Annotated in this window: 17 protein-coding genes; 7 read left to right on the top strand and 10 right to left on the bottom strand. The window is 32.9% G+C overall.

Features of this window, described 5'->3' with window-relative positions; translation table 11 throughout:
• Window positions 1–4: 4 nt before the first annotated feature.
• The 6 genes from ileS to ABRY23_08120 all read right to left on the bottom strand — a co-directional run bounded on the left by ileS (window position 5) and on the right by ABRY23_08120 (window position 9942).
• The gene (gene ileS, locus ABRY23_08145) at window positions 5–3199 is read right to left on the bottom strand and encodes an isoleucine--tRNA ligase (protein MFA3783017.1); all 3195 of its coding nucleotides are present in this window, start codon (window positions 3197–3199) and stop codon (window positions 5–7) included.
• 16 nt (window positions 3200–3215) lie between these two features.
• Window positions 3216–3830, bottom strand: a complete 615-nt coding sequence (locus ABRY23_08140; GenBank protein MFA3783016.1) for a hypothetical protein — start codon at window positions 3828–3830, stop codon at window positions 3216–3218.
• Window positions 3827–4651, bottom strand: a complete 825-nt coding sequence (locus ABRY23_08135; protein MFA3783015.1) for a purine-nucleoside phosphorylase — start codon at window positions 4649–4651, stop codon at window positions 3827–3829. Before ABRY23_08135 ends, ABRY23_08140 begins: the two co-directional genes overlap by 4 nt.
• Window positions 4648–5193: a DivIVA domain-containing protein gene (locus tag ABRY23_08130; GenBank protein ID MFA3783014.1), complete on the bottom strand. Its 546-nt coding sequence runs from the start codon at window positions 5191–5193 to the stop codon at window positions 4648–4650. Before ABRY23_08130 ends, ABRY23_08135 begins: the two co-directional genes overlap by 4 nt.
• 10 nt (window positions 5194–5203) lie before the next feature.
• Window positions 5204–5884: a YggS family pyridoxal phosphate-dependent enzyme gene (locus ABRY23_08125; protein ID MFA3783013.1), complete on the bottom strand. Its 681-nt coding sequence runs from the start codon at window positions 5882–5884 to the stop codon at window positions 5204–5206.
• A 464-nt stretch (window positions 5885–6348) separates the two neighbouring features.
• Complete coding sequence (locus ABRY23_08120; protein ID MFA3783012.1) at window positions 6349–9942, bottom strand: vitamin B12-dependent ribonucleotide reductase; 3594 nt, start codon at window positions 9940–9942, stop codon at window positions 6349–6351.
• 262 nt (window positions 9943–10204) lie between these two features.
• Here ABRY23_08120 and ABRY23_08115 point away from each other — a divergent pair, with 262 nt between their 5' ends.
• Window positions 10205–10678 carry a TerB family tellurite resistance protein gene (locus ABRY23_08115; GenBank protein ID MFA3783011.1) on the top strand — a complete coding sequence of 158 codons (474 nt, stop codon included), beginning with the start codon at window positions 10205–10207 and terminating at the stop codon, window positions 10676–10678.
• A 77-nt stretch (window positions 10679–10755) separates the two neighbouring features.
• Here ABRY23_08115 and ABRY23_08110 read toward each other — a convergent pair whose 3' ends face one another.
• Entirely contained in the window at window positions 10756–11247 is a 492-nt protein-coding gene (locus tag ABRY23_08110; protein MFA3783010.1) for a glutathione peroxidase, read from the bottom strand.
• Between the two features lie 385 nt (window positions 11248–11632).
• Window positions 11633–12616 (bottom strand): phosphate acetyltransferase, encoded by a 984-nt coding sequence (pta, locus tag ABRY23_08105; protein MFA3783009.1) that lies wholly within the window; start codon window positions 12614–12616, stop codon window positions 11633–11635.
• Between the two features lie 218 nt (window positions 12617–12834).
• Here pta and ABRY23_08100 point away from each other — a divergent pair, with 218 nt between their 5' ends.
• The 6 genes from ABRY23_08100 (at window position 12835) to mdh (ending at window position 19857) form a co-directional block, all read left to right on the top strand.
• Complete coding sequence (locus ABRY23_08100) at window positions 12835–13893, top strand: AI-2E family transporter (protein ID MFA3783008.1); 1059 nt, start codon at window positions 12835–12837, stop codon at window positions 13891–13893.
• Window positions 13894–13971: 78 nt separating this feature from the next.
• A complete protein-coding gene (locus tag ABRY23_08095; GenBank protein ID MFA3783007.1) occupies window positions 13972–15369 on the top strand; it encodes an MBL fold metallo-hydrolase RNA specificity domain-containing protein in 1398 nt (465 codons plus the stop codon).
• Entirely contained in the window at window positions 15329–16342 is a 1014-nt protein-coding gene (locus ABRY23_08090; protein ID MFA3783006.1) for a fibronectin type III domain-containing protein, read from the top strand. Before ABRY23_08095 ends, ABRY23_08090 begins: the two co-directional genes overlap by 41 nt.
• Before the next feature lie 10 nt (window positions 16343–16352).
• Window positions 16353–18257, top strand: a complete 1905-nt coding sequence (locus ABRY23_08085; protein MFA3783005.1) for a hypothetical protein — start codon at window positions 16353–16355, stop codon at window positions 18255–18257.
• Between the two features lie 93 nt (window positions 18258–18350).
• Window positions 18351–18764, top strand: coding sequence for an ATP-binding protein (locus tag ABRY23_08080; GenBank protein MFA3783004.1), 414 nt, complete (start codon window positions 18351–18353; stop codon window positions 18762–18764).
• A gap of 127 nt (window positions 18765–18891) precedes the next feature.
• Window positions 18892–19857 carry a malate dehydrogenase gene (gene mdh, locus ABRY23_08075; GenBank protein MFA3783003.1) on the top strand — a complete coding sequence of 322 codons (966 nt, stop codon included), beginning with the start codon at window positions 18892–18894 and terminating at the stop codon, window positions 19855–19857.
• A gap of 853 nt (window positions 19858–20710) precedes the next feature.
• Here the strand turns inward: mdh and rpmA are convergent.
• Window positions 20711–20971, bottom strand: coding sequence for a 50S ribosomal protein L27 (rpmA, locus tag ABRY23_08070; GenBank protein ID MFA3783002.1), 261 nt, complete (start codon window positions 20969–20971; stop codon window positions 20711–20713).
• Window positions 20972–20986: 15 nt separating this feature from the next.
• Window positions 20987–21295: a 50S ribosomal protein L21 gene (rplU, locus tag ABRY23_08065; protein ID MFA3783001.1), complete on the bottom strand. Its 309-nt coding sequence runs from the start codon at window positions 21293–21295 to the stop codon at window positions 20987–20989.
• Window positions 21296–21308 lie beyond the last annotated feature (13 nt).

Below are 21308 nucleotides of genomic sequence, written 5' to 3'. Positions count from 1 at the left end.
ATTTCTATTTTTTTGATTTCTCAATAACGATATTGCATTTATGTTCACCTATTTCCCATTCTTGCTGATAACCATTTTGATTCAGTTTGAAATTAATGGAATCGGCTAATGTTTCATTTGCAATATAGTTTTTGAACTGATTAATAAAAGATTTCATTTGTTCATTACTTTCAACAAATATATTTATTCTATCCACTACATCAAGTCCGTAATCTTTTCTCATGTTTTGAATTCGGTTAACAAATTCTCTTGCATAACCTTCTGCAATTAAGCTTTCATTTAGTTCAGTATCAAGAGCTACAGTAACTCCTTCTTCCGAATCTACCATCCATCCTTCAATTTCATGACTTACAATTTCAATCTCTTCTTTGGTTAGAGTAATGTTTGTTCCTTCAACAGTTACATCCAATTTACCTTGCTTTTCCAAAAGAGAAATTTCCTCCTTTCCAAAGTTCTTGATTATATTAGTGAGTGGCTTAACAAGTTTGCCGTATTTTGGTCCTATAACCTTAAAGTTAGGCTTAGCCGATTTATTAACTATGGAAGAATCATCGTCTAATACCACAAGTTCTTTAATATTTACTTCTTCAAGTATAACATCTTTCATTTTTTCTACGGCATCTCTTTTATTACTTGTTACTGCTACAATCATTTTCTTTAATGGTTGTCTGACTTTTAAATTTGACTTAGCTCTCATGGCACGAGTAATATAAACAACGCGTTGCGCTACATCCATTTTTTCTTCTAATTCGTTATCGAAATAAACTGGCTGTGGAAATTCGCAAAGGTGTACAGATTCGAAAGGCTCTTTTTTTGTAACTAAATTTAAATTTCGATATAATTCTTCCGAAATAAAAGGTGCAAATGGTGAGGTTAATTTCACTACAGTTAACAAGCACTCGTATAAAGTCTGATAAGCTGATAATTTATTTTTATTAATTTCTGATTTCCAAAATCTTCTTCTACTTCTCCTAACATACCAATTTGACAATTGATCAATTGTAAAAGAAGAAACTAATCTGGCAGCTCGTGTAACATCGTAGTTATCCATTAATGTTTCATATTCTTTTACTAACGAGCTAAGTTTAGAAATTATCCATCTATCAATTTCAGGTCGTTCTTCATATGGGATTTTTTCTTCCTTAAAATCAAACTTATCAATGTTAGCATAAAGTGCAAAGAATGAATAAGTATTCACTAAAGTGCCAAAGAATTTTCGCTGAACTTCAACAATTCCTTCTTCATCAAACAATGTTGGTTTCCAAGGCGGACTAGAAGTAACAAGGTACCACCTTGTTGAATCCGCTCCATATTTATCAATAAGAATAAACGGGTCTACAGTATTACCTCTTGATTTCGACATTTTAAAGCCGTTCTTATCAAGAATAAGTTCATTTACAATAAGATTTTTATAGGCAACGCTGTCAAAAAGCATTGTACTGATAGCGTGTAAAGTATAGAACCAACCTCTCGTTTGATCAATTCCTTCGCATATAAAATCAGCAGGAAAGTTTTGCTTAAATTTTTCTTTATTTTCGAACGGATAATGGAATTGTGCAAAAGGCATTGCACCGCTATCGAACCAAACATCAATTAATTCTGGGGTTCTTCTATAAATTTTTCCATTTTTTTCGAACAAGACTTTATCAACAAACGGTTTATGAAGGTCAATTTGATCCTCTGGTAAATCTTTCACATAAATTCTCTTTCCATTTTCTTCAATAAAACCTTCTTTCAATTCAGCAATTGAGCCTACAGCAAAGATATCGCCTTCATCGTTCAACCAAAGAGGGAGCGGAGTTCCCCAGTATCTATCGCGCGAAAGTGACCAGTCTTTATTTTCCTCCAGCCAATTGCCAAATCTTCCCGAGCCAACTTCTGGAGGATTCCAGTTAATTGTTTTGTTCAGTTCAATCATTCTTTTTGCGTAATCAGTTGTACGAATATACCAGCTATCTCTTGCGTAATAAATTAGTGGGTTATCGCAGCGCCAACAATGAGGATATGAGTGAACATAATCGTTAGTAGCTCTGTAAATCAAATTACGTTGTTTAAGGTTGTAAATTATGTCTGGATCGGCTCCTTCTTCTACATGAGTTTCAAATCGAATAGTTTTAACATATCTGCCGGCAAAGTCAGTTACTTCATCTACAAACCTACCATTTTTAGTTACTGGCTGTATAAATGGTAAATCAAATTTTTTGCCTACTTCGTAATCATCGGCTCCGAAAGCTGGAGCAATGTGAACAACCCCAGAGCCATCTTCCACGCTTACAAAAGATCCTGGTATTATGTACCACGCTTTTTTATTAACAGGGATGTAGTTAAACAATGGTTCATATTGACGATTCAGAAGTTCTATGCCTTTCAATTCCTTAATTATTTTATATTCTTCTCTAATAACTTCAAGTCTTGCTTTGGCAAGATAAAGGTTACCGTGTTCTTTAGTGCTTATTTCTACATAATCAACTTCTGGATTGACTGCAAGAGCAACATTAGAAATCAGCGTCCAAGGTGTGGTAGTCCAAACTAAAACTGAAGCATCTTCATCTTTCAGCTTGAATTTTACGTAAACGTTGGGGTCTTTGACTTCATCATAACCCAGGGCTAGTTCATGAGAGGAAAGTGGGGTTTCGCAGTGCGGACACTGTGGCACTATTTTAAATCCTTTGTATATTATACCTTTTTTAAAGTATTCCGACAAAGCCCACCAAACAGATTCAATATATTCGTTTGTACAAGTTATATAAGGGTCGTCTAAGTTAATCCAATAACCCATTCTCTCAGTTAGGGTACGCCATCCTTCAGTCATATTGATATGATGGTATACAAGCTCTTTAGCCTTTTTATTAAATTCAGCCACACCAAATTTCTCTATGTCAGATTTTTGAGTAAAATTAAGCTCTTTTTCCAAAGCAATTTCAATTGGAAGTCCGTGCGTATCCCAACCTGCTTTTCTGTTTACATGAAAGCCTTTTAAAGTTTTATAACGACATACAAGGTCCTTAAGTGCTCTTGCTATTACATGGTGAATACCAGGCTTACCATTTACTGTAGGTGGTCCTTCATAAAAAGTAAATGGTTTGGTCATTGGTCTGGAAGATACACTTTTTTCAAAAATCTTATTTTCTTTCCAGAACTGAAGTATGCTTTTTTCAATTTCGGTATAATTAATTTTTTCTGGGAATTGCTTAAACATATTGCACACTTGATTATTATTCTTCTTCTTTTTCGTATTTATTAATTAAGTCTTTTTCTGCGGCAATTAATTCTTTTATTCTACTCTCCATTTCATTTTTAGCATCGATAATGGATTGCAGATTTTTTTGTGCTTCGTAAAGGATTTTTTCAGCTTTTAATTTTGCGTCTTCCAAAATTATTTTTGCCTCTTTTTGAGCCAGCTCAATGGTTTTTTCATATTCTTCGTTTTTATTTTGTGCATTAGCAAAACCATGTCTATAATGAATAACTTCACAAATTGCCATCCCAAAAAACGCCATAGCACCTAAGGTAATATTTCTGAGTATATATAAAATCATGTTTTCAACAATTAAATTATTTACTCCAAAGTACTCATTAAAAAAAGAGATTAATAATACACTTATGAATGCGCTTGCTACTATAACTGCGAAGACAACTTTACCGCCGTGTACATAACCGAGAGTTTTGTTAATTAGCCAGCCACATGCAAACGAAAAAATTGAAAGTACAAACCACACGGAAAAATTCTGGTAACCTGCTTTAAACAGATCAGTGCTTAAAAAATTAGATGCGAAAACTATTATTGCAAGTAGAGCAGGCGTTAAGTAATATATATTTTTTCTTTTCATTTTAATCTTCTAATAACTTCCTTCATAATTAAGGTCATTTTTGGCTCAGCTTTCATTGCAGTATCAATTATCTCTTCAACTTTTACAGGCTTAAGAGAATCAGGAAAACATTCATCAGTAATTATACTTATTCCAAGCACCTTCATTCCCATGTGGTTTGCCACTATATTTTCAGGAACAGTTGACATACCTACCACATCAGCACCAGTAGCTCTTAGAAATCTATATTCAGCTTTTGTTTCAAGGTTAGGACCTGGCACAGCAATGTACACACCCTTTTGAACTTTAATGCGATTCTCTAAAGCTACTTGTTCAGCTAATTCAATCAGTTCCATAGAATAAGGTTCACTCATGTCAGGGAATCTAGGACCAAACTCATCCTCATTTTTGCCAATTAGTGGATTGTCTCCTAATAAATTTATATGATCTGTAATCAACATAATATCGCCTTTTTTAAACAAAGGGTTCATACCGCCACAAGCATTAGAAACTAAAAGTGTATTTACGCCTAAAGTTTTCATGACGCGTACTGGATATGTAATTTGTTTCATTGAATAACCTTCATAATAATGAAACCGACCCTGCATAGCAACTATGTCTTTGCCCTCAATCTTACCAAATATTAGCTTGCCCTTATGAGATTCTACGGTGGAAAGCGGAAAGTGGGGAAGATCTTGATAGTCAATCTCAAGCTCAATTTCAATTTCTTTTACTAATCCCCCTAACCCAGTACCCAATATAATTCCAATTGGATATTCCTTTTTTGTTTTTTCTTTAATAACAGATAAGGTTTCGGAAATCATTTGTCTAAGTTGACTCATAATAATCTCTCCAAAATATCGTCAACATTAATTTCAGTATTTTCTATTGAATCAGTATTTTCTTTTTTTTGTTGTAAATCTTTTTTAGGTCCCTTTTTTTGAGCAATTAAATCCAACAAATTAGTTTGAGATTCGATTACTGCTTTGAGCTTGGCAATTAAAAGTTTTTTTTCTTCACGCAAAGACAAAACTGAATTTCTAACTGAATCAGCATTTTCTTTAGCTTTTTCAATAATTTGTGCTGCCTTAACTTCTGCCTCTTTAATCATCAACGCTGATTGCTTTTTAGCAGACTCCAGAGCTTTCGTACTCGATTCAGTAGCACTTAGTAAAGCTGATTGAAGATTCTTTTCAATTTTTTTAAACTCTTTAAGTTGTTCTTCCATTTTAGCTAATTCACTTTTCAGCCTTTCTTCTTCTGAAAGCATTCTTTCAAATTCATCAGATAACTTTTCGAGGAACGCCCGCACTTCTTCTTTATCATATCCTCTTACAGCCTTGTTAAATTCCTGGTTTTTAATTCCAAAAGGAGTAAATTTCATATAAACTCCTCTAATTATTTCTCTGGCCAAAAAGTGCTGTCCCGATCCTCAGCATGGTAGCCCCTTCTTCAATCGCAATTTGATAATCGTTACTCATTCCCATTGAAAGTTCAGTTAATTCAAGCCCGCTTGAATTCAAAAATTCTTTTAGCTCTCGAAGTCTAATAAAACTTTTTCTTATTAATTTTTCCTCTCTTGTAAAAGGAGCCATTGTCATCAGGCCAACTAAAGATAGATTCTTTTTTTTCGCACAATATTCAGCTGTTTTCAATAATTCTAATTCGTTTGTTAAACCAAATTTTGTATTTTCACCTGATGTATTCACTTCTAATAATATTTTCTGAACCTTTTTAATTGATTCTGCCCGTTTATTAACTTCGTCAGCTATTTTAATTGAATCTATAGAATGTATATACTCAGTAAAATTAATTATGTATTTTACTTTATTTGTTTGAAGATGCCCGATAAAATGCCAATTTATTTTTTCAGATATTTTCTCGGCTTTTTCTTTTAGTTCTTGAGCTTTATTTTCCCCGAAATCCCTAATGCCTAATTCAATAGCAGTCTTGAGCACCTCAATTGACTGCGTTTTAGAGACTACAATTAATTTAATTTCGTGTCTTTTTCTGCCCGTTTTAAGGCATGTTTCTGATATTTTTTCTTCAATTATATTAAGATTTTGAGCTATCATTTTTTTAATTAAGAATGAGAATCTATTCCTTTTGATTATAAAAGTCAACGATATAGCTGAAATTCTTTATTTAAAAAATTTGTATCTGTCCACAACGCTTTGTTAAAAGCTAATCAACTCCAAGATAAAAAATTTTGAGAAAAAATTGTTGATTGGGTTTAGGACCTAACAATTATTAATTTTCAGTTTAGAGAAGGTACTCACAAGACTTTAGTAAACTTTTATTTTGCTATGGAATGCTGTCTAAACAGCAATTATTAAATAAATAACCTGTGAATTTTAACCACAACGAATACTTTGTCATTTGAATCAATCGAAATTCGGATTATCGATGTTTGTTCCCCAAAAAAATTTACTTTTTAGACAGCTCCATAGCTGAAGAAATAACTACCTTTAAAGCAACGCATTTTGTAAATATAAATTTTACTCACATTATACTATAACATTTTCAAAAAGCTTTTAAATTAGCTGCATCCTGTTGTAGCGCCGCATGTTGTACATTTTAGGCACGTTCCATTTCTAACCATTGTCATACTTTGACACTCTGGGCAAATATCTCCAGTATATCCTCTTTCTTTTGCTTTTAAAATTTGCTGAATAGCCACAGCTTTTTCATTCATTGTTTGTCCATTGTCATTTGACAGGTCAAATGGGTTTGATTTTTGACTTGTTTGCGACAAGCCGTTTAAGTTGTTGTCTAAAATTATCATGCGTTCGCTTACAATTTCTTCACTTTCAAAATCAGGTTCTATTACTGACTTATAGCTAATAGATTTTTTTGGTTTAACCTCATTTTCTTCAACATGCGCCAGGTCGTTTCTACCTAAGTATGTTACTGCAAGTTCTCTAAAAATATAATCGATAACAGATGTAGACATTTTAATTCTATCGTGTCCTGTAACAATTCCACTAGGTTCAAAACGAGTGAATACGAAAGCATCAACAAATTCTTCCAGAGGTACACCGTGCTGGAGTCCCAATGAAATAGAAATTGCAAAACAGTTCAACAGACTTCTAAAAGCTGCGCCTTCTTTGTGCATATCGATAAAGATTTCACCAAGTTGACCATTTTCGTACTCGCCTGTTCTTAAATAAACACTTTGACCATTTATTTTAACTTTCTGGGTATATCCTGTTCTTCTATCTGGTAATCGTCTTCTTTTAGCAATATAGCGATGAATAATTTTTTCAGCTACTTTAACAATATCATTATCCTCTTTCTTTTCATAAAGCTCTTCAATTTCTTCATCGGTTAATGTATTTAGCGGTTGAGAAAGTTTTGAACCATCGCGATAAAGAGCATTGGCTTTGCATCCAAGTTTCCATGATTGCATGTAAGCGTACTTAATATCATCAATAGTTGCATTGTTAGGTAAATTTATAGTTTTAGAGATAGCACCAGAAATGAAAGGTTGAGCTGCAGCCATCATTAAAATATGCGCTTCCGGTCGTATATATCTTGTACCTTTCTTACCACATTTGTTTGCACAATCAAAAACAGCGTAGTGTTCGTGTTTAAGAAATGGTGCACCTTCTATGGTCATTGTTCCACACACATAATCGTTCGCTGCAGAAATTTCTTCTTTTGTGAAGCCCAATTCACTCAAAAGGTCAAAACTGAAGTCATCTATTTTTTCTTGAGGGATGCCAAGATTATTCTTCAAAAATTTCTCCCCTAACGTATACTTATTAAATGCAAAGCTCAATTCAAATACTGAGGGTAATATAGATTCAATTTTATTTATCATTTCATCTGTAAAGCCTTTGGCTTTCAATGATTCGGGATTTATGTATGGACAACCCACCAGTGAACCTGAACCTTTGGCATATTTTACAATTTCTTTAATCTGATCATCGTTATAATTGAGTTTTTTAAGTGCTAGTGGAATAGATTGGTTAATAATTTTAAAATACCCTCCGCCAGCTAATTTTTTAAATTTTACAAGCGCAAAATCCGGTTCTATGCCGGTTGTGTCACAGTCCATTACAAGACCAATTGTTCCAGTTGGAGCAATAACAGTAACTTGTGCATTTCTATAGCCATATTTTTCACCGAGTTCAAGTGCCAGGTCTGAATCTTCTCTTGCTGCTTTTAATAAATCGGAGGGACAAAATTCCGGATTAATTCCCATAGGATAGATTGATAATCCTTCATACTCTTCTTTTGGTACATTATAAGCAGCTCTGCGATGATTCCGAATAACTTGCAACATAGGTTCTTTATTCATTTCATATTTAGGGAAAGGTCCAAGTTCCTTAGCCATTTCTGCCGATGTAGCATAAGCGCGCATGTGCATGATAGCAGTTAAAGCGCCACAAATAGCATATGCTTCTTTACTATCGTAAGGAATACCTTGCCTCATTAATAGTGAGCCTAAATTAGCATAGCCCAATCCAAGTGTTCTAAATTCATAGCTCCTTTGAGCAATAGCTTGACTTGGATATTGAGCCATAAGGACACTAATTTCTAAAACAATAGTCCACAGCCGAACAGCGTGTCTGTATTTTTCGATATCGAAAACTTGCTTTTCTTCATCATAAAACTTAACAAGATTAAGCGATGCGAGATTACAAGCAGTATCATCCAAAAACATGTACTCACTGCAAGGGTTTGATGCTCTAATTCTGCCGCTATTTTTGCATGTATGCCATTCATTAATGGTTGTATCGAACTGAAGACCTGGGTCAGCACAAGACCATGCAGCATAAGCTATTTGGTCCCACAATTCAGTAGCTTTAAGAGTTTTACATGGCTTAGGTGCTCTCCCTTCCTCTTCAGCTTTTTTCTTTTCGGTACGCCAATAAAGGTTCCAATCCTTATCTTGTAATACTGCTTGCATAAATTCGTTTGTAACTCTAACAGAATTGTTCGAGTTTTGTCCAGATACAGTTGCATAAGCTTCTGAATTCCAATCCTCATTGTAAACAGGGAATTCAATTGAACGGAAACCAAGTTTTGCAAGCTTAATTACTCTTTCGATGTAGTTTTCCGGGACATGTGCTTTTCTTGCTTCAATAACTGCTTTTCTTAACTTAAGATTAGTTTTTTTATTAAATCGGTCATTCTCAGGATGTTCATCATAACAGGCTTTCATAATATTATTTAAGTGAAAGTTGCAAATTTTAGAGCCTGTGACCAATGCTGCTACTTTTTGCTCTTCAATAACTTTCCAATTAATATATTCTTCAATATCGGGATGGTCTATATCGAGGGTGACCATTTTAGCTGCGCGACGAGTAGTGCCGCCGGATTTAATTGCACCAGCTGATCTATCACCAATTTTTAAGAATGACATCAATCCTGAAGATTTACCGCCGCCGCTAAGTGGTTCATTAGCACCGCGCAAATCAGAAAAATTAGAACCCGTGCCTGAACCGTATTTAAATAATCTTGCCTCTCTGACCCACAAATCCATAATACCATTTTTATTAACCAGGTCATCATTTACAGACTGAATAAAACATGCATGAGGTTGTGGATGAGTGTATGCATCTTCAGATTCTTTTAGCTCCCCAGTTTGATAATCTACATAATAATGACCTTGCGACGGTCCATTTATTCCATATGCCCAATTCAAGCCTGTGTTAAACCATTGTGGACTGTTAGGTGCTGCAATTTGTTTTGCAAGCATGTACATATGTTCATCATAAAAAGCTTTAGCATCTTCTTCAGTATCAAAGAAACCAGCTTTAAAACCCCAATATGTCCATGTACCTGCTAACCGATGAAAAACTTGATAGGCATCTGTTTCGGAAGTATATCGTTCTCTTTCAGGCAGCTCTTCAAGTGTTTTTGTATCAGCAACTGAGGGCTGTAACCATTTGGGTATTCCATTCTCCTTTACTTTTTTTAATAATTTTGGAACCCCCGCCTTTCGAAAATATTTTTGAGCTAAAATATCTGTCGCTACTTGCGACCACTCCTTTGGGACAAGAACATCTTCCATTTTAAAGACTATTGAGCCGTCTGGATTTTTAATTTCTGATGTTCTCTTAACAAACTCGATTGATTCGAGGGGATCCTTGCCAGCTTGTGTAAATAAACGTTTTATCTTCATTAATAACTCCGAAATTGGTTATTAAAGTTTTGTTAACTATGTTTAGTCCTTTCAAAGTTTAATTAAGGAAGAACTATTCCTCGTGAGGTAAAAATAAAGCAATCAAAAATAATCTTGAAGCAATTACCTGAGCAAATCCTAAATTCATCAACTAATCGATTTATTAAATTCACATGCAAGATAAAAAAATATTTATAAAAAGTAAGCAAATCTTTTTTTAAATTTTGCAGTCGTTATTGAAATAAAAAAAACGAGAAGAAAAATGCTCGATTTTCTTAAAAATTCACTACTTCGTGGAAAAAATTTGTTTAACAAGAAGCCCAAAAAAATTAATGACTTTAAAAGTATCGAAATTATAACTTGCTCTCTATTTATAGAAGCCGCCAAATCTGATTTTATGATTTCTGAAGAGGAGAAATCAACTATCAAGAAAATTTTAAAAAAGACTTTCAGCTTAAGTGATGCCCAAGTCTTGGAGTTATTTAACATTTCTCAAGAAAGAGTCGAAAAAAGTATAGGTCTATTTGAATTTACAGATACTCTAAATAAAAGCTTAACAGACAACGAGAAATTTGAACTGATGAAAAATTTATGGAGGATTTTATTCGCTGATGAAAAGTTGAGCAAATACGAAGAACATTTAGCTCGTATTATTAACAACAATTTAAATCTCTCGCACAAAGATTTTATTGCTTCTAAGTTAATAGTAAAAAAAGACTTGGGGATTGGGACTTAAGAAGTATTGCCAATCCCTTTTTGTATTAACAACTTGTTTTTGTTAAGTTGAAATCACAGTTATAAAACAAACTCGGTTTACTTTTTTGCCAGTTCTTTTTCTATTGCATTTAGTATTTCTTTACTATCAGGCACAATTTTGCTACGAAAACGAGCTACAATTGTACCATCTCGGGATATTAAAAATTTCTCAAAGTTCCATTTTACATCGCCTTTATCAACATTATCACTATTAATTAGTCTTGCATACAAAGGTGATTTATCATCACCAAGTATTTTAATTTTATTAAACAATTTAAATGTTACACCGTAATTCGTAGTGCAGAATTCTGTAATTTCTTTATTAGAGCCAGGTTCCTGTCCGCCAAAATCATTACAAGGGAAAGCAAGAATTTCAAATCCTTTGTCTTTATATTTTTCATATATCGCTTCAAGTTGTTTGTATTGTGGTGTAAAACCACATTTACTAGCGACATTAACAATAAGTAAAACTTTTCCTTTATAAGATGACAATTTAACATCATTGCCATCCATATCTTTTACTACTATATCTTCTATAGTATTTTTCATTTTATCCTCGTCTATGTTACTATTAGCTTTATTGGACTGATAAGAAAATAGTATTGCTAATATTGCTAACAAAAAAGTTTTCATAAAACACCTCGTTTAATAAGATAATTACTCTTCTAATTTAACTACTTTACTGTAATAATTAAATTTTCTAATGGGGTAAAAAATTTTTCATATTAACCCAAAAAATTATAAGGATTCCCCGACACGCTATGCAGAAATTACATGTCATTATAATTTATTATTTCTGTCTGGCAACTAATTTATCTAAGATTAGTTATAGTTTGTCGGCCTGCAAAGCAAATTTTTTCAAATGCAAAAGCAGGCCCGTGAAAAACCTGAAGCTAATCAAGTAATTACATGCAGTGAATAAAAAATTATATTTTCATTCAGCCATCAAACAAGCAATTGCCGCTGTATTAACAATATCGTCCACATTGCAACCTCTGCTTAAATCAAAGAACGGTTTTTTTAGTCCTTGATTTATTGGTCCAATTGCTTCTGCTTTTCCTAATCTTTGAGCAATTTTGTATCCTATGTTTCCAGAGTTTAAATCTGGGAAAATTAACACATTAGCCTTGCCGGCTACTACACTTTCAGGCGCTTTTTTCTTGGCTACAGAAGCAACTACAGCAGCATCAAATTGAAGTTCACCATCTACGTTTAAATCAGGTCTTTTACTTTTCACTAATTGTGTAGCTTGACGAACTTTATCAACCATTTCATGCTCTGCGCTACCTTTTGTAGAAAAAGACAACATTGCAATGTAGGGTTCTTCACCTATTAACTTTTTGTGATTGTCAGCAGTAGAAATTGCAATATCAGCCAATTGTTCTGCATTAGGATTTGGATTTACAGCACAATCAGCAAAAGTATAAGTTTTTTCTGGCAGAACCATAATAAAAAAGCTGGAGAGAATTGAGATTCCTTCTTTCAACCCAACACAGAAAAGCGCAGCTCTTGTAACATCTGCTGTAGTAGCAATCGAGCCTGAAACACTGCCATCTGCCATTCCTTCGCTTACCATCATAGCACCAAAAAACAAATCTCTTTTAACTGTTTCACGAGCTTGATCAATAGTTACACCTTTGTGTTTCCTTTTGTTATAGAAAAAATTTGCGAAATCACTCAGTCTATCAGACTTTTCAGGATCAATAATTCTAATGTTTTGCAAGTCCACTCCTATTCTTTGGGCGTCAGTCCTAATTTTATGTTCATTACCTAGTGTAATTATTGAAGCAATTTTTTCTTTTGTTAAAATTTCAGCTGCTTTTAATACTCTTTCATCATGTGATTCGGGAAGTACAATTGTTTTTTTTCTTATGCTTGCTTTTTCCCTAATTTGTTGTAAAAATTCTAATTGAGGCATAAAAGATTCCATATTTTTTATAAACGTAGTATACAAATATAGGGAAATTTGAAGACAGAAAACTTTTAACAGCAGCAGATTATTCTTTTGGCATAAAGGGCGTATGCTTTTCAATATACTTATTGACTAATCATATTAAGATGTTGTGTTTGGTAAAATTAATGCAACTTGAAATTATAACCTAGAATATCGAATATTGCAGTTAAAAAAAACATAAAATGCAAATCAAAGACAGAACTAGCAAAAAGTACTTTCGAATTATTCTTGCTGCTATAATATTGTTTGTTTTAATTTACTTGTCTTACATTTTCTATGACATAATAATAATGATTACTATTTCTCTTCTTGTGTCTTTAATTTTCAATCCTTTTGTTAACATGCTCGAAAAAATGGGTTTTGAAAGACTTGTTTCATCGTTAATTGTTCTGACAGTAAGCGCTTTATTAATAGTCTCAGGTTTTTGGTTTCTTATTCCTAAAATTGTAAATCAATTCAACGCTATCTCTAAAAACATAACTCATGAGAATATCCAATTTCTCTCTTCTGAAATTGAAAATTTTGTCAATAAATTTATTCCTTTTGTAGATGCAAAAGAATTTGTCCAGCTACTTAATAGAAAGTTAGCAAATGCTGTTTTAAGCTCCGTTAACAATATTTCTAATATTGTATCAAGTTTACTTTCTTTACTTGCTTTATTTATAATAGTACCATTTATGACTTTCTTCTTCTTAAAGGACAATAAAAAAATTGTGAAAGGGATTATAAATATAATGCCGAATAAGTATTTCGAAGTTTCTTACTGGGTAATAAGAAAAATTTCCATTTCTTTAGGTAAATTCGTAAGGGGTTGGATTTTTGATGCGGTTATTGTAGGAGTACTTGCAGGGACTGGGCTAGCTATTTTAGGCGTTAACAATGCTATGTCAATAGGCTTTGTTGCAGGAGTAGGTCATTTAATTCCTTACTTTGGACCTATAATAGGAGGAATACCTGCAATTCTTATATCTGTTGCCCAGTTTGGTGATTTATCGATGTTACCCAAAATAGTTATTCTATTTATAATTGTTTATGCAGTGGATAACGGCTTCATTCAACCTAATATTTATTCCAAAAGTACTGACCTGCATCCATTAGTCATCATTATTTTGATTATAATGGGAAGTCAATTAATGGGAATCTTTGGTATGCTGTTAGCTGTACCAACAGCTACAGTTATTAAAACTGCCGCTAAGGAAATTTATTACGGATATAAAAATTACAGAATAACAAGAGTATAATTTTTTTAACCATTTATATGAAATTATTTCCCATATACTATTTATTCATAAAAATAAACTTATATCGAAGGACAAAAAATGAAAATTCATTTTATTGGAGCAGATAGAACGGTCACAGGTTCAATGCACTTAATTGAAACTAATGGGAAAAAATTCTTATTAGATTGCGGTTTATATCAAGGTAAAAGAAAAGAAGCTTATGAAATCAACAAAAATTTTCAGTTCTTTGATCCAAAAGAAATTGATTTTGTGATTCTTTCACACGCTCACATTGACCATGCAGGTAATCTGCCATCTTTAGTAAAAAAGGGTTTCACTGGAAATATTTACAGTACTTTTGCTACAAGGGACCTTGCCTATTATATGTTAAAAGATTCGGCTCATATTCAAGAAAAAGATGTAGAGTATGTTAATAAGAAAAGGCGTAAAAAGGGACAAAACCCTTTTGAACCGCTGTACTTAGAAAAAGATGCTCAAGCTGCGTTAGAACAATTTGTAGGAGTTAATTATCACAGACAACATGAAATAGCACCCGGTATCAAATTAATTTTCTATGATGCCGGCCATATTCTTGGTTCCTCAATTACATTTTTAACTATAAATGAAAACGGACGCATAATTAATTTAGGTTTTTCAGGAGATTTAGGCCGTCCTAATTTGCCAATCTTAAGAGACCCAGAAAAAATTCCTGATGTAGATTATTTCATCTGTGAAAGTACCTACGGAGGCAGATTTCACGAAAATCCCCAAGACTCGGAAAAAAGATTAACCGACGTACTAATAAAAGCAGTAAATAAAAGTTCAAAAATTATTATACCTGCATTTAGTGTAGGAAGAACACAAGAACTTGTTTATTCGTTTCATAAAATTTTTGAAAGAAATGATGTTGTAAGAATCCCAATCTATGTTGATAGCCCCCTTTCTGTTAATGCAACTGAGGTTTTTAGAGTTCATCATGAATGTTTTAACTATGAGACCTCTCAGTTTTTACTGAAGCACGAGGACCCCTTTGGCTTCAACAAGCTAACTTATATTACAAGTGTAGAGGATTCTAAAAGACTTAATAACTTGAAAGGACCACATATAATAATTTCAAGCTCGGGAATGTGTGAAGCCGGCAGAATACAACATCACTTGGCAAACAATATCGAAAATCCCGACAATATCATTTTAATGGTAGGCTATTGTGCAGAAAATACTTTGGGACGAAGAATTATTGAACGAGAAAAGAAAGTTAAAATTTTTGGCGACGAATATAATCTGAACGCAGAAGTTGTGGTAATGGATTCGTTCAGTGCACACGCCGACGCTAACGAATTAATAAACTATTGCAACCAGTTTGATAAAAGTCGCCTCCACAAAATGTTTTTAGTACACGGCGATTACGACCAACAAGAAATATTCAGCAAAAGACTTAATGAGATTGGGATTAAAAATGTTTACATCCCTCAAAAAGGCGATGTATTTGAAATTTAAGTATGTCATGCTGATTAGTCTTTTTTTTTATTTGTTAAGCTGTGAAAGACAACAAGTAACCGAGTCAGAAGAAAACAATCTGCCACCAGACACACCCGTAGGGTTAGAAGTTTACACCGCTCACGATGGCTTTGTATCTATAGACTGGTTACCTAACACTGAATCTAATATTAAAGGCTACAACATTTACAGAAGTATTAACGATACAAGCAGATTTAAATTGCTTAGCTTTACAAAAGATAATTATTATCTTGATATAAATTTAGACTACGATTCGACCTATTTCTACAGAATTAGTGCATTAAACAACAAGAATATTGAGAGCTTAGAATCAAACTATGTAAGTGCCAAACCATCAAATTTATATCCCCCCTCCTCACCTTACTCAATTTACATAAATGCACGCAACTGGAACGACACTATTTCAATTGTGCTAATTTGGAACAAGCCGCCCGATTATGACATTGCATTCTATCAAATATACAGAGACACTTTAGATAATTTTCTTCCGAACCAACAGAATTATATTGCTTCTACTAACCAAAATAATTTTAGTGATACCAAAAATTTAAAATTGCTAAAAACATACTTTTATAAAATCGTTACAGTTGATAAAGGCAATTTAAAAAGTAATCCCTCAATTACAGTATCAGATAAAATACTTGACTTGCCAGAATTAATTAGTCCACCCAATAACTCCAACTTGGATTCAATGCCAATTTTCCAATTTAAAACTGTTAGTGAACCAGCCAATTATAAGTTAGTTATCCAGACAAATGAACTATTCGGTATTGTATCAGAAATTAGCTTTTCCTCTAATAAAAAAAATGCTGTTATTTCAGTTCCAGTAAGTAATTTGTATCTTGAAGAAGCTAGAAAATATTATTGGAGAGTGTTTACTTATACAGTTAGTCAGACAGACCCCAACAGCTTTAGCAAATTATTCAGCTTTACTTATAATCCAACTTACTAAGGGTAAAGAATTGAAATATTTCTTATTTGCATTATTTATTACAATTTTTATCAATGACTGCTATGCTCAGTTTGAAAAAGATACTTCAATTTTTTCTTTAGACCCTTATCGCCTGCGTTTAATCACTTCTTCTACAAATAAACAATTAAACACATTTAACTTCAATACCCAGCTCAAACAATATTATCTTAATTCTAATTTCTTTTTAGGACTTAATGATAGCTTCAACTCAACTATTATTCATTCTTCAGATAATAACATTAAAGATGAACATTATCTCACAGCAATTTTACAGTATCGCTACTCAACCCTCTTAAAATTTGGACTGTTATTGACAAATAATTCATATACAGACGACAGAAAAACTGCTATTAACAGAGCATCAATATTCAACGTTTCCCCTTTTATAAAAATTACTCCGACTAAAAACGTAGAGCTAACACCATACTTTGGCACATCTAATAATAAACAAATAGGTGAAAGCGATAATGGTTATATTTACGGCACGGATGCTTTGATAAATACAATTCATTTAGACGAATTTGATATCGACAGCATACTAAAACTACAAAACGAAGATATATCACCACGCAAAAACTTACTCAGATACATAAACCTAAATATTAAAAACAAACTTGACGAAAACTTCTCTAACATAATAACTGCATATTTTTATCAACAGAGGAGAGACTTTTACTTTACTGCAGACACAGTAACTGCAAATGAATTTAAGATTACAAATAATATACAAAGCAGAATTGAAACAAATTATTTCATGCAGAATCAAACAAATTTTTTTTCAACAGACTCGAGTATTGCACTAAATCTTTTAGGCAAAGTTTCCTGGAAAGATGTTGACAGAAACACTCGTTATATTTCATTAAAAAACATAACTGCAAATTCTTTCGATATGAAAGTTGATGAGTTTAAAATTGATTTAAGCAGCTCTTTTGGATACAGAACTGAAAATCTTAGCTCCATTTTAAAAATATCTTTTTCAGAAAGAGATGAAAGACATCAGCCTAAAAAAATTGAAGGTGCAAGTTCAGTTTTTTATGCAGCAAGCGAGACAAACGAGGCTCAAAAAAACAATACTTCTCAGTTAACTACTGTAACAATCAGCTCTAATTATAAATTATCTGAAAACGACTTAATAAACTTTAATCTCTTCCATAGAAAACTTAAATACGATACACCAAGCGAATTAAATTACGACGATAGAGATGAACTGCTTTCAATTTTAAGACTCGAATACATTAAAAAACTTTCCCCTTTTTTTAATTTGTTTCTTGACCTTGAAGGAAGCCTTAACAAAATAGTTTATATTTTTTCCCAAAGAAGCTCGAATAACAATATTAAACGAATTATTAGACTTGCCGCTGGCGGGACTTATAAAGGAAGCAGATTAATATCAACTAACGTTGCTGAAGTATCTGCTAATTACACCGTCTTTGATTACGAAGATCTTAATCCCAACTTAAAAAGTTTTTCGTTCCGTCAATTTATTTTTAGAGACTCAACTAATTTTTACTTTGCCAAAAAGTTAAGCCTGTTTTTCTTGGGTTATATTAAACTTTCCGAACAAGGCGATTTTAACTGGTCAAATTTTTCAAGCAGGCCGGTTAGATACTTACATGAAAGTTACGCGGAACCAACTTTTTTTTATAATTACCAAAATTTCACTTTTGGAGTTGGACTTAGGTATTTTCTCCTGAGCACATTTAACTACAACAACGACTTCCAAAAAATCAAGGTTTCGAATTACCTTAGTATTGGTCCTTTAAGTGAAATATCCATTTCTATTAACAATAAACTATATTTAAAATTCCATGGTTGGTATGAATTCATTACTACAGAAAATAACAATCATAATGAATTAGCAAACATACAGTTTAATTTGCAATGGAAATTATAATAAACTAATTCACTAAATAACCTTGCAAAAGGCACAAATCTATTTTTATTTTAGGAATATAATCATAATAAAGTTCAAAAGTAGGTCTTAAAATTGAATGAAAAAGTTTACACAAAAGAGTTACCAACCGACTTAGAAATTTTGCCGGAAGCTGAAAAGTTTATTTTAAACATTGCAAAAGAAGTAAACCTTACTAAAGAAAAGTACAACAATTTAGCACTTTCCTTTTCAGAAGCATTATCCAACAGCATCACGCACGGGAATAAATTGGATAAATCAAAAAAAATTTTAATAACAATTAAAGTGCAGAATGATATATTAACTGTGATTATTAAAGACGAAGGGAAAGGATTTGATCCTGCAAAAATACCTGATCCTACCAAGCCAGAAAATATTTTGAAAGATAATGGGCGTGGCATTCACATTATGAAGTCATTCTTAGACGACCTAAAATTTAACTTTACTAAAACTGGAACCGAAACAATTCTTATACTCAAATTAAGATAAATCATCTCTTAAATTCTTATCCACATTTATATTTATTTCATAACGTATGCAAAATGAAAATAGCAACGAAACTTCATATATTTGTTAGTGAATTCACATTTAATTCAAAATAATATTAGGAGTAATTATGCCAAGGAAAAAAATTGCATTAATTGGCGGTGGTCAAATAGGAGGAGTACTTACACAGTTAATTGCTAACAAACAATTAGGCGATGTTGTTCTCTATGATATTGTTGAGGACCTACCCCAAGGTAAAAGCTTAGACATTGCCGAAGCGGCAAGAGTAGATGGATTTGATGTTAATATTGTGGGTACAAACGATTACAAAGATATTGAAGGCGCCGATTTAACAATTATTACTGCTGGATTACCAAGAAAACCCGGAATGAGCAGGGATGATTTGCTTGTTACTAATGCAAATATTATTAAAACAGTATCTGAAAATGTAAAAAAGTATGCACCAAATTCAATCGTAATTGTAATTTCAAATCCATTAGATGCAATGGTTACATTGTGCCAAAAAGTAACTGGTTTTCCTCATCATAGAGTTTTTGGTCAAGCGGGTGTACTTGATTCATCTCGTTTTGCAACTTTCATTGCATGGGAACTTGGTGTATCTGTTAAAGATGTCAATGCAATGGTTTTAGGCGGTCACGGTGACACTATGGTCCCAATTGTTAGATATTCAAACGTTAATGGTATACCTGTAATGGAACTTCTTGAAAGAAAATATAAAGATAAAACTAAGGCTAAAGAGATAATGGATGCTATGGTTAACAGAACTAAAATGGCAGGCGGAGAAGTAGTAAAGTTATTAAAAACTGGTTCGGCTTTTTATTCGCCCGCTGCTTCTGCAGTAGCGATGGCAAAGTCAATCTTACTTGATGAAAAGCGAGTTTTGCCAACTTGCGCATATCTCAACGGCGAATTTGGTGTTAAGGGTTATTATGTAGGTGTACCGGCTGTTCTTGGAGCAAACGGCGTAGAAAAAGTCGTAGAGTTTACACTCGATAAAGAAGAACAAGTAATGTTTGATAACTCTGTTAATGCAGTTACTAAATTAGTAGCTGATATGGAAAGATTGGGTTTTTAATTAATTTTATCAAAGGTGAATTTTAGACTTCGCCTATTGCCAAAATGTGAATGTTGTAGGATTCTAGATTAGTACTTTGGAGCGACAAAGAAATTTATAATTGAATAAGAAATTACTGTCATTGCAAACGAAGATATGAGGGCTGGATAACCCAGCCCCTACAATTCCCTATCATTATTGCAAATGAACGAAATAAGGCAATCTTGAGCAAAAAAGGTAAGATGATAAAATTTTTTAATCTGCCAGTACAAGCTGCTGAATAACTTGGGTTAAAAATTCTTTGAAGAAACAAAAATAAGGATATGGTAATTAAGGTTAATCCTCTTTTTTTGGTAGATGATGTTACTAAGTTTATTAAAAAAAATGAAAATTGACCAAAGGATTATCTATCATTACTCTATTGAAATCTTTTCAGCTTGTTTGTAATCAAATACAGTCATTTCAATTGTATTGTTAGCTGTTCTTAGACCTTTACTTTCTCTGTGTAACTAATGAAGAGAAGACTGATGTATCAACCAATCATATTTTACCGTCATTACGAACGAAGTGTGCGAAGCAATCTCAAACAAAAAAGGAGAGACTTTGAATTCTTTGCAGTAGAAGATTGCATCTTTACTGTTGACGGGCCTTAACGACGGTCAAAATGGCATTTTTATCACGAAGCGTGGAATCCACCACTCCAAGAAGTGGTGAATTCTCATCGTGGGTGAATACTCATGGTAAATCGGTGCAAGTTTTTTTGATAACCTGCAGATACAATTTTTTAAGATGTGCAACAGAGTCAAAGTACTTGGTAAGCGGCAAATTATTGAATAAAATTATTTTTTAACCAGCCTAACATTAGCAACTATAACTAATTAATCGATTCTCTAACACTAATAAACTTTCTATTATTCTTTTTTACCTCGAACTTTACATAACCATCTTTAATTGCAAAAAGAGTATCGTCGCCGGCTTTTTTAACATTAAGTCCAGGATGAAACTTAGTACCTCGCTGTCTTACCAAAATGGAACCAGCTGTTACATACTCCCCACCGAAAGTCTTAACACCTAAATATTGGGGATTGCTATCCCTGCCATTTCTAGAAGAACCTTGACCTTTTTTATGTGCCATAACATTTATCTCCTGTTAAACAATCTTTGTAATTTCAATGCGAGTCAAAGATTGCCTGTGACCTCGCGTTTTTTTATAAGAAATTCTTCTTTTTTTCTTAAAAACAATTACTTTATCATCTTTCAAGTGTTCTAAAATCTTTGCATGAACTTTAACACCACCGATAAACGGCGTACCAATTTTTGTAGATTTATCATCATTTAACAGCAATACACTATCAAACACTACTTCTGATTCGACATTTGCATTTAACTTTGGCACGTAATATTTAGCATTTTCCGTAACCTTAATCTGTTGACCAGCTATATCAACAACAGCAAACATTAAACCCTCCGAT

Source organism: Melioribacteraceae bacterium 4301-Me, from assembly GCA_041538185.1.
Taxonomy (GTDB): Bacteria; Bacteroidota; Ignavibacteria; order Ignavibacteriales; family Melioribacteraceae; genus Pyranulibacter; species Pyranulibacter aquaticus.
The sequence above is the reverse complement of the archived record's forward strand: the minus strand, read 5'-3'. Positions and strand labels throughout refer to the sequence as shown.